The organism is Agrobacterium cavarae (assembly GCF_004310285.1).
In the GTDB taxonomy this organism is placed as follows: domain Bacteria; phylum Pseudomonadota; class Alphaproteobacteria; order Rhizobiales; family Rhizobiaceae; genus Agrobacterium; species Agrobacterium cavarae.
Genome location: NZ_SISF01000023.1, coordinates 51885 through 64893, shown reverse-complemented (window position 1 = coordinate 64893; position 13009 = coordinate 51885). Strand labels below are relative to the sequence as shown.

At 58.1% G+C, this 13009-nt stretch carries 14 protein-coding genes; 4 read left to right on the top strand and 10 right to left on the bottom strand.

Going from position 1 to position 13009, the window contains the following annotated elements:
• Positions 1–261 precede the first annotated feature (261 nt).
• Positions 262–1581 carry an MFS transporter gene (locus EYC79_RS03385; RefSeq protein WP_062427141.1) on the top strand — a complete coding sequence of 440 codons (1320 nt, stop codon included), beginning with the start codon at positions 262–264 and terminating at the stop codon, positions 1579–1581.
• 151 nt (positions 1582–1732) lie between these two features.
• Here EYC79_RS03385 and EYC79_RS03380 read toward each other — a convergent pair whose 3' ends face one another.
• The 5 genes from EYC79_RS03380 to fabA all read right to left on the bottom strand — a co-directional run bounded on the left by EYC79_RS03380 (position 1733) and on the right by fabA (position 5774).
• Complete coding sequence (locus tag EYC79_RS03380; protein WP_130977144.1) at positions 1733–2314, bottom strand: TadE/TadG family type IV pilus assembly protein; 582 nt, start codon at positions 2312–2314, stop codon at positions 1733–1735.
• 13 nt (positions 2315–2327) lie between these two features.
• The gene (locus EYC79_RS03375; RefSeq protein ID WP_062599181.1) at positions 2328–2897 is read right to left on the bottom strand and encodes a TadE/TadG family type IV pilus assembly protein; all 570 of its coding nucleotides are present in this window, start codon (positions 2895–2897) and stop codon (positions 2328–2330) included.
• Between the two features lie 260 nt (positions 2898–3157).
• The gene (gene fabI / locus EYC79_RS03370) at positions 3158–3964 is read right to left on the bottom strand and encodes an enoyl-ACP reductase FabI (RefSeq protein WP_111850123.1); all 807 of its coding nucleotides are present in this window, start codon (positions 3962–3964) and stop codon (positions 3158–3160) included.
• 6 nt (positions 3965–3970) lie between these two features.
• Positions 3971–5194: a beta-ketoacyl-ACP synthase I gene (gene fabB / locus EYC79_RS03365; RefSeq protein WP_062427146.1), complete on the bottom strand. Its 1224-nt coding sequence runs from the start codon at positions 5192–5194 to the stop codon at positions 3971–3973.
• A 64-nt stretch (positions 5195–5258) separates the two neighbouring features.
• Positions 5259–5774 (bottom strand): 3-hydroxyacyl-[acyl-carrier-protein] dehydratase FabA, encoded by a 516-nt coding sequence (fabA, locus tag EYC79_RS03360; RefSeq protein ID WP_062427147.1) that lies wholly within the window; start codon positions 5772–5774, stop codon positions 5259–5261.
• Between the two features lie 297 nt (positions 5775–6071).
• On the opposite strand from fabA, the gene irrA reads away from it, so the two are divergent.
• Complete coding sequence (irrA, locus tag EYC79_RS03355) at positions 6072–6491, top strand: iron response transcriptional regulator IrrA (protein ID WP_062427148.1); 420 nt, start codon at positions 6072–6074, stop codon at positions 6489–6491.
• Between the two features lie 54 nt (positions 6492–6545).
• Here the strand turns inward: irrA and EYC79_RS03350 are convergent, their stop codons facing one another.
• Positions 6546–7181: a trimeric intracellular cation channel family protein gene (locus tag EYC79_RS03350; protein WP_062427313.1), complete on the bottom strand. Its 636-nt coding sequence runs from the start codon at positions 7179–7181 to the stop codon at positions 6546–6548.
• A 192-nt stretch (positions 7182–7373) separates the two neighbouring features.
• Between EYC79_RS03350 and EYC79_RS03345 the strand changes: the two genes are divergently transcribed.
• Positions 7374–7826, top strand: coding sequence for a hypothetical protein (locus tag EYC79_RS03345; RefSeq protein WP_112520199.1), 453 nt, complete (start codon positions 7374–7376; stop codon positions 7824–7826).
• 4 nt (positions 7827–7830) lie between these two features.
• On the opposite strand, the gene EYC79_RS03340 is transcribed toward EYC79_RS03345, so the two are convergent.
• Both EYC79_RS03340 and EYC79_RS03335 read right to left on the bottom strand, forming a co-directional pair.
• On the bottom strand, positions 7831–8547 hold the full coding sequence (locus tag EYC79_RS03340; protein ID WP_112520021.1) for a YoaK family protein: 717 nt from the start codon (positions 8545–8547) through the stop codon (positions 7831–7833).
• Positions 8548–8702: 155 nt separating this feature from the next.
• Positions 8703–9194: a VOC family protein gene (locus EYC79_RS03335; RefSeq protein ID WP_245495180.1), complete on the bottom strand. Its 492-nt coding sequence runs from the start codon at positions 9192–9194 to the stop codon at positions 8703–8705.
• 502 nt (positions 9195–9696) lie between these two features.
• Between EYC79_RS03335 and EYC79_RS03325 the strand changes: the two genes are divergently transcribed.
• On the top strand, positions 9697–10200 hold the full coding sequence (locus EYC79_RS03325) for a gluconokinase (RefSeq protein ID WP_205654305.1): 504 nt from the start codon (positions 9697–9699) through the stop codon (positions 10198–10200).
• Here EYC79_RS03325 and EYC79_RS03320 read toward each other — a convergent pair.
• Positions 10195–11496: an NAD(P)/FAD-dependent oxidoreductase gene (locus EYC79_RS03320; protein WP_112520022.1), complete on the bottom strand. Its 1302-nt coding sequence runs from the start codon at positions 11494–11496 to the stop codon at positions 10195–10197. The genes EYC79_RS03325 and EYC79_RS03320 overlap by 6 nt on opposite strands.
• Before the next feature lie 3 nt (positions 11497–11499).
• The gene (locus EYC79_RS03315) at positions 11500–12861 is read right to left on the bottom strand and encodes a glutamine synthetase family protein (RefSeq protein ID WP_162692997.1); all 1362 of its coding nucleotides are present in this window, start codon (positions 12859–12861) and stop codon (positions 11500–11502) included.
• Between the last annotated feature and the right edge of the window lie 148 nt (positions 12862–13009).

The following is a 13009-nucleotide window of genomic DNA, read 5'->3' as shown; positions in this document are numbered from 1 at the left end:
GGGATTAGTTGCCAAATGTCATTTAATAAATGTGTAATTTTGTCGCGGTGCAGCGGCCTTTTGCGCCGCAGCAATGACAGCTGGGCGAAGCAATCGTTCTCTACCCAGCTGTTACTCCAAACAGAGCCCCATCGGCAAGCAATTTCAGGCAATTCCGTTTGACGGGTGCAGTGCGGTGTGTGACAATCCGTCGCATGTAACGCAACGGATGAGGAGCCGCCTGCGTTACGCCATGGTTCGCAATACGCTGGAGGGATTATTATGAGCTATACCGATACGGCCTCAACTTTTCCGGGCTCTGATGCCCCGTCACGCCAGGCTCCCGTTGCTGTCGATCCCGACCGCATTACGATGGCCGTCATTCTGGCGAGAATGACCGAATTTTTCGACTTTTTCGTTTATGCGATCGCGTCCGTTCTGGTGTTCCCCTACGTCTTCTTTTCGTTTGCGGACCCGCTGACTGCGACCCTCTATTCCTTCGCCGTGTTCTCGCTCGCTTTCATTGCGCGACCGATCGGTTCGCTCATCTTCCTGCAGATCGACCGCAAATTCGGTCGTGCGGTCAAGTTGACCGCCGCCCTCTTCACCCTGTGTGGGTCGACGATGGCGATCAGCTTCCTGCCTTCCTACAGCGATGTCGGTGTCCTGGCGCCGGTGCTGCTTGCCGTCTTCCGTATCGGCCAGGGTCTGGGTCTTGGAGGCGCGTGGGATGGTCTGGTTTCGCTTCTCGCCATGAACGCGCCCGAAAAGCAGCGCGGCTGGTATGCGATGATGCCGCAGATCGGCGCCGCCATGGGCTTTGGTCTTGCGAGCGCGTTCTTCATCATCTTCGTCACCCAGCTGTCGAACCCCGAGTTTCTGGCCTGGGGCTGGCGCTTCCCGTTCTTCGTGGCTCTGGCGCTGAATGTTCTGGCGCTCTTTGCCCGCCTGCGCATGATCGTAACGCCGGAATTCCAGGCGATGCTGGCGCAGCATGAACTGGAGCCGAAGCCGGTCTTCGAGATGCTGCGGAGCCAGTCGCGCGTCGTCATCACCGGTGCATTCGTTCCACTGGCAAGCTTTGCGCTATTCCACCTCGTCACCGTCTTCCCGATCAGCTGGGTGGTTCTACACACGCAGCAGCGTCTTTCGGACTTTCTCTTCGTTCAGTTCATCAGCGCCATTATCGGCGGTGGGATGATCGTCGTGTCCGGCGCCCTTGCCGACCGCATTGGACGCCGCAAACTCCTGGTGATTGCCGCATCGTTGATCGGCGTCTTCAGCTTCATCGCACCGATCCTGATGGGCTCCGGTGATATCGGTCGCTATCTGTTCGTGTTGATCGGCTTCTCGCTGCTTGGCCTTTCTTTCGGTCAAGCAGGTGGCGCGCTGGCGTCACGCTTCAGCCGAGAGTATCGCTATACCGGCGCATCTTTGACCTCTGATATCTCTTGGCTGATCGGAGCAGGCTTCGCACCACTCGTGGCGCTCGGATTCTCTTCGGAGTTTGGCCTCTTCGCCGTCGGTATCTATCTGCTGTCTGGTGCAGTCTGCACCATTGTGGCGCTATTCTTCAGCCGCAAGCTGGATATGCCCGCCTGACCACGTCATGTGACCAAAACAAAAGCTGCGAAACGTCCATGTTTCGCAGCTTTTTCGTGTCTTAAGCTGGTCCAGAGGTATCTGCGCGTCACATGGTAAGCGGCGTCGCGCCTTCTTCTTCACAAGTCCGTTCGCCTTTGCGCAACAGGCCTCAGCAGTCTCCGCACACAATCGGTTCGCCCTCGCGCTTGGCGAAGTAGTAATCCTTGGCAATCGTAATGGTCGAGTTTTCCGAAACCATTGTCGGCATGAACATCAGCAGGTTGTGCGGCACCGACAGTTCTGAATGGATCACGAAGTTGCTGATGGAGAGCAGGTTTGCCGGCACGTCGACTGGGGTACCGACCGAATAGGGACGGCCACCGGCCTGATCCCATGACCACGCCACTGTCGCCTTTTGGTTTGCGTCGACCTGTATGCCGGTAATTCTGAGCTTCAATCCATCGGTACCGTAGGGAACGAAGATCGCCGCGGCGACATCCTTCATCGTCGCCAGATAGTCCTTGTTGATCTTCGTCTGAGTGGAGACGATATCGGAGATCATTCCCGCGGCACGCGTGGCGCGCTTATAGACGCTGAAGCCCATCGTCAGTTCGAACGATGTGAGATAGAGCGACACCAGTAGCGGAAAGATGATGGCAAACTCGATTGCGCCTGCACCTTCCCGGTGTTTGGCAAAGCGTAGAAAGATGCCCCCGGTCTTTGCCTGCGATGGCGTGGATTTGACCTTCATCTTTTTGCGCTCGCTAGTAGTTCTCGTTGCGATACGCATCGGTCGCAACGATGAGGAAGTGGGAAGGCATCGAACCATCGGCAGGGCGGACCTTCGTCAGATAGGGACGAATGAGATCGACAATTACCGGCCACCGATAATAGACGCGCAGCATATTGATCGAGCCCGGCCCTCCCGGTTTAAAGCCAAAGGCCGAGGTGTTCAGATCGTAGTAATCGCCGGTCTTTATCAGCGGCAGGGTTTTGGGGATATCTGCGAAGGTATTGAACTGGCGTAGGTCAATATAGAGCTTGGGAGTCGCTTTGCTTTCTTTATCATCACACGTCACCATGATCGACACTTCGCTACAGAACTGTTTGCGGAAGTCTTCCGCTGTCACCGTGTTGGCGATCTGTCCGGTGCGCAGTTTGCGCGCCATGGTGTCGGTGGCGTTGACGAAAAGCTGCTCCCCTGTCATCGCGATAAACGTTTCCAGGATTGCGAAGATCACCATGAAATAGGGTATGGCAAGGATGGCGAATTCGATCGCGGCGGAGCCGTCGCGCGAGCGGAGTAACTTGCCAGGTAATGCTTTCTGAAACATTGGCCTTCGCATGGGGCTTTTCTATCTCTGGCGGAAACTGATCTTGCGGGAATGGTCTCGCATTAGGATCATTATGAGGGCTTTCTTTATATTTCCTTTTCGGAAATCCTCGCATTTGCCGCATGTCCTGTTTTTCGACATGCAAAGCACAGTGGACGCGTTTTTGCGCGGCTCGGAAGAAAGACAAAAAACCCACAACCAGGTACAAAAAAGCCCGGCACTGCCGGGCTTTTTAACGTAACCATATCACGCAGAGGGACTTAATCGGCGTCGGCTCTGCGAAGCTCATCCAGTGTCGGGACCGAGGTGATGTTGTAGCCGCAATCCACATAATGGCATTCGCCAGTGACACCGCGGGAGAGGTTCGACAGAAGATAGAGCGCAGAGCCACCGATATCATCAATATCGGCCGTTCGGCGCAACGGTGCGTTCTTCGCGTTCCAGGCAAAAATCGCCCGGGCGTCCGAAATACCGGCGCCTGCAAGCGTGCGGACCGGGCCTGCCGAGATGGCGTTGACGCGGATGCCCTTTGGACCGTAATCGGCTGCCAGATAGCGGACAGACGCCTCGAGAGCCGCCTTCGCCACACCCATGACATTGTAGTTCGGGATCACGCGCTGGGAGCCATTATAGGTCAGCGTCAGCATCGAGCCGCCGTCCGTCATCAGGCTTGCAGCCCGCTTGGCAATCTCGGTGAAGGAGAAGCAGGAGATGACCATGGTGCGGCTGAAGTTTTCGCGCGTGGTGTCGGCATAAAGGCCCTTCAGCTCGTTCTTGTCGGAAAAGCCGATGGCGTGAACGACGAAGTCGATCGAACCCCAGCGCTCGCGCAGGGTCTCGAAAAGCGCGTCGACGGATGCAATATCTTCGACATCGCAGGGCACGATGAAATCGGAGCCGACTTCAGCCGCGAGCGGCTTGACGCGTCTTCCAAGGGCTTCACCCTGATAGGTAAAAGCCAGTTCCGCGCCCTGCGCGGCCAGCGCCTTGGAGATGCCCCAAGCGATCGAGTGATTGTTGGCGACGCCCATGATGAGGCCGCGTTTACCCTGCATGATGCCGTTCATGGGCAATTATCCGTTATAGCGCTGGAAGACGAGCGTGGCGTTGGTACCGCCGAAGCCGAATGAGTTGGAGAGCACGGTGTCGATCTTGGCATCATCGATGCGTTTGCGAACGATCGGAACGCCGTCGAATTCCGGATCGAGCGTTTCGATGTGGGCGCTCTCGCCGATGAAGCGTTCCTGCATCATCAACAGACCGTAAATCGATTCCTGAACGCCGGCAGCACCGAGCGAGTGACCCGTCAGCGACTTGGTCGACTGGATGTGCGGGATCTTGTCGCCGAAGACTTCGCGGATCGCGCCGATTTCCTTGCTGTCGCCGACAGGCGTGGAGGTGCCGTGGGTGTTGACGTAGTCGACGTCACCCTTCACGGTCGCAAGCGCCTGACGCATGCAGCGGATGGCGCCTTCGCCAGACGGTGCGACCATGTCGTAACCATCCGAGGTCGCGCCATAGCCGACGATTTCGGCATAGATCTTCGCGCCGCGGGCCTTGGCATGCTCCAGCTCTTCCAGAACCAGAACGCCTGCGCCGCCGGCAATCACGAAACCATCGCGGTTGACGTCATAGGCGCGCGAGGCGACCGAAGGCGTGTCGTTATACTTGGAGGACATGGCGCCCATGGCGTCGAAAAGGTTCGACATGGACCAGTCAAGGTCTTCATGGCCGCCGGCGAACATCACATCCTGCTTGCCCCACTGGATCATTTCAGCCGCATTGCCGATGCAGTGCGCAGACGTCGAGCAGGCCGACGAGATGGAGTAGTTGACGCCGTGGATCTTGAACCATGTGGCAAGGGTCGCCGATGCCGTGGACGACATGGCCTTCGGCACGGCAAACGGGCCAATGCGCTTCGGGCTGTTGTTCTTCAGCGTGATGTCGGATGCTTCAACGATGGTGCGGGTAGACGGACCACCCGAGCCCATGATGATGCCGGTGCGCTCATTGCCGCTAATATCGCCCTCTTCCAGGCCGGAATCGGCGATTGCCTGCTTCATCGCCACATGGTTCCACGCCCCACCCTGGGAGAGAAAGCGCATGGCGCGACGGTCCACCAGATCGGTCGGATCAAGCGAGGGCTTGCCCCAGACCTGGCATTTGAAGCCGTGTTCGGCAAAGTCTGGCGAGAACGAAATGCCAGACTTGGCGTCTCTCAAGGAAGCCGTGACTTCGCCCGCGTCGCTGCCGATCGATGAAACGATACCGAGGCCGGTGACTACTACTCTTCTCATGAAGGTGACCTTTTCTTAGAGCTTGCCGCAGATGGCGCGCGTGGCGCCCGTCTTGTCAAAGACGTCAGGCGGTCTTTTCCTTAGACAGACCAACGCGAAGGTCCGTCGCTTGATAGATGGTTTCGCCATCGGCCTTCAGCCAGCCATCGGCGGTGCCGAGCACGAGCCGGCCGCGCATCACGCGCTTGAAATCGATGCCATACTGCAAAAGCTTGGTTTCAGGACGAACCATGCCCTTGAATTTTACTTCGCCGGTGGAAAGCGCCATGCCACGGCCCGGTTCACCCAGCCAGCCGAGGAAGAAGCCCGTCAACTGCCACATGCCGTCAAGGCCAAGGCAGCCCGGCATGATCGGATTGCCTTGGAAGTGGCACGGGAAATACCAGTCATCCGGCTTCACGTCATATTCGGCTCGGATGAAGCCCTTGTCGAACTCGCCGCCGGTCTCGGAAATTTCAGTGATACGATGAACCATCAGCATTGGAGGCAGAGGAAGCTGTGCATTGCCGGGACCGAACAGTTCGCCGCGGCCACATGCCAGGATTTCCTCATAATTATAGCTGGATTGCCTCGTTGCCATTGCTTCCGTTTCCCATCTCATCGTGTTTATAGACTTCTGTAAAGCAAGTTAGGCTCAAAATGAAGCGCCACAAGGGCCGCATACACATTGGAGCAGACCAACTTGCCAGGGGCCTGTTCTCAATATGGCGCCCGCATACAGGAAGCGTAAGGACGGAACCAGAGGAAAATTGCAAAAACGGCCCTTTCGCCGGCAATAGGCGAGGCGTCTCCGCCGGAAACTATTGAAAGCCCTGCCCTTAAAAGATATATGCATCGTCAAGACGCACTTTATAACCGTTCTTAGGAACCCTGACCGATGGCATTTGACGCCACCCTGGACATTGGAACACGGCTACGCCGCTTCGGCCTGCGCCCGACACGCCAGCGCATTGCGCTTGGCGATCTTCTGTTCGCGAAGGGCGACCGCCACCTGACGGTAGAAGAACTGCATGACGAGGCGGTGACGGCCGGTGTGCCCGTTTCGCTTGCAACCGTCTACAATACTCTCCACCAATTCACCGAGGCTGGCCTGATCCGCGTGCTGGCCGTTGAGGGTGCGAAGACCTATTTCGACACCAATGTCTCCGATCACCATCACTTTTTCGTTGAAGGTGAGAACGAGGTTCTCGATATTCCAGTCAACAACCTGCAGATCGGCAATCTTCCCGAACCGCCGGCGGGTATGGAAATCGCCCATGTGGATGTCGTCATCCGTTTGCGGCGCAAAGAGCGCTGACACCGCATTGATTGATCAAAAGGCACCGGAAGGTGCCTTTATCGTTTTCGGGCTTCACATCACATCTTCCGGCGGACGGCCTGGGCGAGACCTGTACGGCGGGAAAGTCCAGCCGAATATCAGTGCGCCGCTGCGAATGCCGAAAGCGGTAAGAACTCCTGCCGTCGACGAGACGATCAGTGGCGCGCCGAGGAAATGCACGCCGGTGAACACGCAGGCGCCGGCCAGCGCGCAACTGATATAGATTTCCGGGCGCAGAAGCACGGATGGTTCGCCGGCCAGAATGTCGCGAAGCACGCCGCCAAAGGTGGCGGTCATCGTTCCGGTGACAATGGCGACCGTGGGCGAACCCGTTGCCGCGAGCCCCTTTGCTGCCCCCATAACGCAGTAGGCCGAAAGGCCGACGGCATCGAGCCAGATCAACAGGCGGTAACGAGATTCGAAAAGGTGCGCGGTAAAATAGACGAGTGCCGCCACCCCGACGCAAACAAGAATATAGGTGGGGTTGACCACCCAGAAGACAGGCGCACGCCCAAGCACCAGATCCCGCAGCGTGCCGCCGCCGATACCGGTCACTGCGGCAAAGAACATGAAGCCGATGAAATCCAACTGCTTGCGCGAGGCGGCGAGCGCGCCGGTCGCTGCAAACACCGCGACACCCGCATAATCGAGGAAAGCCAGAAGTGACATGACGAGGCGCTCCTCATTTTCGCAGTGACGGTCAGTGTGACGCAAGCGCGGCGGGTTATAGACCTCGCCATCAACATGCTGCGCCATCCATAACGCAAATCCGGTAAAGGTGAAGTCGTTTTGCTTATGGACACCTCTGACGGCAGCGATCAGACCACGAAGGACACGGCCTTGACACGTCTCTTCTCATCCATGCTCTGCCTTCTGGCGCTTTTGAGCCCGATGACGCCAGCGCGCGCCCAACAGGAGTTGGTGAGCGATCCGGAAGTTTATGAGAAGGCTTTCTTCCAGAAGCAGTGCAAGGTTGCCGAGTTCGGACCGGACTACATCTCCCGCATCGATATCAACAATGACGGGCTGATGGATGCGGTCACCAATCGTGGGGGCCTGACCTGCGACGGTCACAAGAGCACCACCTGCAACGACGATGGCTGCCCTTATAATTTTTATGTGCAGGTGAAAGAGGGCGGCTATCTTCTGATCGCCACCGCAACAATCTATGGCTACGATTTCATCCAGCGCTTCGGCAACATGGTCTTCGTGCTGAAAATGCACCCGCGCTATTGCGAACGTACCGACAGCGCGCCTTGCGAAATGACGGTTCGCGTGCGCGGCACGGCCTTCGTCACGCTGTCCCGCAAATAGGACGTCACGCCCCCTTTGGGGCGCGTTTGATTGCGACGCGCTGGTTATAACGGGTTCTGAGCGAGCGCGGCATCAGTATGCTCGCAAGTGCCACCGCAAAGACCGTGAGACTGACGACAAGCAGCGCGCCGCCTGGAAAAAAGCTTGCAAGGATTGCGCCAGAGATTGCACCCGACACCATGCCAATCCACGGAACAAGCTGGATGGACCAATCGACCTTTCGCTCGCCTAAAATGAAGCGGCCAACGCCGCGACCGAAGCGCGAGAGAGCCCCCGTCACATAGGTCAGCCCGATCGGCAGACCCTCGATATGCTCGACCGCCGCATTGATCATGCCCATGGCAAAGACGATCAGGTAAAAGTCAAAAGGTCGAAGAGCAGATGTCTGCATCAGGGCGGCTAGCGCCAGCAGGATGGCAACCGAGCACAGCACGGTGAAGATGCGCCGTTGCGAGCTGTGCGCGACGATAATGCCCGCGGCGTTGCCGGCGACGAAGGTGATGATGGCGAGAAAGAGCTTCAGCGCGTGATCGTACTGACCGGCCTCCAGCGAGATCGCCGCGCGGGTGGTGTTGCCCGTCATGAAGGACACGAAGTCTCCCGACATCATCAGCCCGATCGCATCCGTCATCCCTGCGACGAAGGAGATGGCCGCCACGAGCGCAAGCCCCATTCCGGTGCGCCTTGCCTTGATGATGTTACGGCGTCTTTGTCTGGTCATGGTGCCTCGGCGTGCAGAGACTTACTGCATCGTGTTAATCCGAAAATCGAACTCGATTTTCGGATTAACACGATGCATAGCTTCAAAGAGTTGGGGGTTGGCTAACAACGGAACAGAAAACCTACACAAAGGAGCTTTCCCGGATCGAGGGGGCGTCACACGACGCGGGAATGTTGAACGGGCGGCTGCATCAGCTCGATGGTGATACCATCCGGACCGGAGATGTACGCGACCATCGTTCCGCTTCGGGGGCCGGCTGGTATAGGCTGCGGCGAACCCTTCACTGCCCACCCCGCCATCTCAACCCGCGCGATCGCCGCGCGGATATCCGCAACCGTGATGGCGATGTGCGCGGCGCCGATCGCACCTGCGCTGCGAGGTGTCTGTCCCAGCGTACGGCCTGTTGAATATTCGAGGAGTTCTATAGGGTAGCCGTTTGGAGCCGTCACCAGCGCCATTCGGCAGTGCGGATCGTCAACCCCCGTGGCCTCCCGTAGGAACTCCCCACCCATCTCTCCTCGGCGAGCAAGGTCGAAACCCATCGCCTCAGTCCAAAACTGGATCGCCTCCTCCAACGAGGCGACCGAGAATCCCATATGGTCCACAGCGATTACGCCAGCATCTTCGACCATTTTCAATCCTCTCATATCGACCAGCTACGTCTGTGCCCGAACTGACGGAGGTTTTGCGCTTACCCACTCGGCTTGTCACTACGATTGTGGCTACCGGTCACATCTGGTCCAGATGATCCCGGTTTGATGCGACGCCGCAAGGCCAATCCTGAAAATCCCGAAACAACTGCCAAATTTTGTAAATACCCGTGCAGAAACTATAGCCGATAAACTCCTGCCGTCTAAGTTTACATGAACTGGGGAGCGGTCATGTTGATAGGCTCCATGCGAGTTTTCAACGGGAGAGCAAAATCTCAACCTCCAACAGGACGGGTTGGAGCGCGGCGGCTGCGGGAAAATCTATGGTGACGTTTGCTCCGGCATCCATCCAGCCACTTGTTAAGTCGCCTCTGATAAAAACCATTTTCTTCTCCTCGCCTTCTTGCTAGGCCACGACGAGACAGAGCAACGCATCGTGATTTCCCGATAATCAACGCTGATTTATGGGCCGGTGCTGCAGGCATGAAAGGTTTTTTGCATGAAACAGGCAATCATTGTGATGGGCGTCAGCGGCTGCGGCAAATCCACGGTCGGCGCTGAGCTGGCGGAAGAGCTTGGCATGCCATTTCAGGAGGGCGACAGGCTGCACCCCAAGGCCAATGTCGAGAAGATGAGCGCTGGCACGCCACTTACCGACGAGGATCGCTGGCCCTGGCTCGATCTCGTGGGTGCTGAGCTTCGCCAGGGCTATGAGGCCGGTGGCGTTGTGATTTCCTGCTCGGCTCTGAAGAAGTCCTATCGCGACCGGCTGCGGACCGCCTGTGGCGGACCCTTGGCCTTTGTTTTTCTGGAAGGCAGCGTTGAGCTTTTGACACGGCGGATGGGTGCACGCAAAGGCCATTTCATGCCGCTATCGCTGTTGAAGACCCAGCTCGACACGCTGGAAGTGCCGACCGGCGAGCCGGGCGTCGTGACTGTCAACATAGATGCCACGCCCGATGAGATCGTCGAAACCGCGCTGAAAGGCTTGAAGGCCCTATAGGCCGAGCTTATCGCGCAGGCCGTACCACCAAGCCCCCAGGACGGTGAGCGGCACGCGGAACGTCTTGCCGCCAGGAAACGGGAAGTTCGGCAGCGACGACCAGACATCGAAGCGACCTGCCTGTCCGGACACGACTTCCGCCAGAATGCGGCCAAGCAATTGTGTGGTGGTGACACCGTGGCCGCTGTCACCGTGGGAGAAATAGATGTTCTCCGATAGCCGTCCCATGTGCGGAATGCGCGTCAGCGTCAGCGCAAAATTGCCGCTCCAGGCAAAATCGATCTTGATGTCCTTCAACTGCGGAAATGTTTTCAGCATGTTGGGGCGGATAACGCTGGTCAGATCGGCCGGATCGCTGCCGCCATAACCGATACCGCCGCCATAAAGCAGGCGGTTGTCGGAGGTGCGCCGATAATAGTCGAGAATGTAATTGGCATCCTCGACGCAGTAGTTTGCCGGAAGCAGGCTTTCGATCAGGCCCGCATCGAGCGGTTCCGTCGCCATGACCTGGCTCGACACCGGCATCATGCGATCGCCGATTTCCGGCAAGAGCTTGCCAAGATAGGCATTGCCGCAGACCAGCACATATTTCGCCGTGACCTTGCCATGCGCGGTTCTGACCGTCGGGCTCGTTCCCTTCTCAACGCCGATGACCTTGGAATTTTCGAAGATTCGCCCACCGAGTTTCTCGACAGCCGCCGCCTCCCCCAGCACATAATTCAACGGATGGATATGCCCGCCGAAACGGTCGATCATCCCGCCGGCATAACGATCGGACTTCACATAGTGGCCGACCTCTGCCTTGGAGACCATTTCCAGCCCGGAATGCCCGTGCTTCTCCCAATGGGTCTTGTTGGCTTCCATTTCCTGGATCTGCTTTTGCGTGAAGGCGGCAAAGAAACCGCCATCCACCAGATCGCAGTCGATACCGTATTTCGCCACACGCTCGCGAATGATCTCACCACCCTCGAGCGACATCTCACCGAGCTTGACCGCTTTCTCCTGCCCATAGCGCCCCGCAATGGTTTCGAGATCGCGGCTATAGCCGTTGACGATCTGCCCGCCATTGCGCCCGGACGCGCCAAAGCCGATGCGCGTGCCTTCCAGAACGATGACGGAGAAACCTTTTTCCGCAAGTTCCAGTGCGGCGGACATGCCGGTGAACCCCGCGCCGATCACGCAGATATCCGCATGCATCTCGCCTTCGAGCGTGGGGCGCACGCTCTTGTCATGGGCGGAGGCCGCATACCAGGAGGTTGTGTGACCGGGGTTGGGGAGCGCGGTTACGTGAGCCATGTTTCACACCGTCCTGATATAGGCGTCATATTCCACATCGGTGACGCGAAGCGAGAATTCGGAAATTTCCTGCTGCTTGCAGGCGGCATAGAGCGTTCTGTAGCGCTGACCGAGCGTGGCATAGGCAAAGCTCGAACGGGCAAAGCGCTGGACCGCATAATCCCAGTTCGTCGGCAAGGGCTCGTGATTGATGGCGTGGCTATCGCCTGCAATCGCCCCACCCGGCTGGCGCTTCTCCCGCATGCCGGAGAGCGCGGCATTCAGGATCATGGCAAGCACGAGATAAGGGTTGGTATCGGCACCGGCCACACGATGCTCGATCCGGGTGGCAGGCTTGCTGGCGGTGATCACCCGCACCGCGGCAGAGCGGTTGTCGAAGCCCCATGAGGCATAGGTCGGCGCATGTTCGCTGGGGCGCAGCCGCCGGTAGGAATTGGCATGGGGAGCAAACACTGCCATGCTTTCTCCCATATTCTCCAGAAGCCCGCCGACGCTGTACATTAAGGCTTCCGAGGGGCCGTCCTCGCCCATGTAGATGTTTCGTCCATCCTTATCGAGGACGGAGAAATGCACATGCATGCCATTGCCAGCCTGGGTACCATAGGGCTTGGCCATGAAGGTGGCGTCCAGCCCGTGCTTGCGCGCTACCCCTTTGACGATGCGCTTGAGGAAAACTGCGAAATCCGCCGCCCGCAGCGCATCCGGCACGTGGTTGAGGTTGATTTCATATTGCCCGGGACCATTTTCCCGAAGCGTCGTATCGGCCAGCACATTCTGCGCGCGGCAGGCGGTGGCGATGTCGTGAAAGACGTCTTCGAAATCCTGAAGCTCGGAAATGGAGAGAACCTGCGTCTGACCCGTATGCCAGCGCCCTTCCCGGCTATTGGGCGGGCGCACAGGATCAAGCGCGGAACGGACCGGGTCGATCAGATAGAATTCAAGTTCGGTCGCAACGACCGGGGTCAAGCCACGCTTGGTAAAGCCAGACAGAACCTGCGCCAGAACATGCCGCGAATCCGCAAAGAAACCGGCACCATCCGGCTCGGTCATGGCCAGTAGCACTTGCGCCGTGGGTCGCCCAAGCCAAGTGACGCGCGACAGGGTTCCTGGCACCGCAACACACAAGCCGTCAGGATCGCCGGTTCCTTCCGCCAGTCCGGCGGCGTTCACGTCGCGGCCCCAGATATCCAGGGCATAGACCGAGCGGGGAACGGCCATGCCCTTTTCCAGCACGTCGAGCGCCCGCTCTCGCGGGATCCACTTGCCCCGTGGAATGCCATTGGCGTCAATGACGAAGGCCTCGAGAATTTCGATGTCGGGGTTCTGTTGGAAAAAGGTCTTTGCGTATTCGATATCAGCCATCATTCACCAGGATGTCGTTGCTCTTTCGATCGGCTACGGAAAGCCGACGCTAACGAAAGTCATCCTGCTTCTGGTAGATCATATATCGCGCCGTCATCGTGACTTTGTGCCCCGCTGCATACCCTTTTCCTCCCTAGCTTGCATGTTAAGC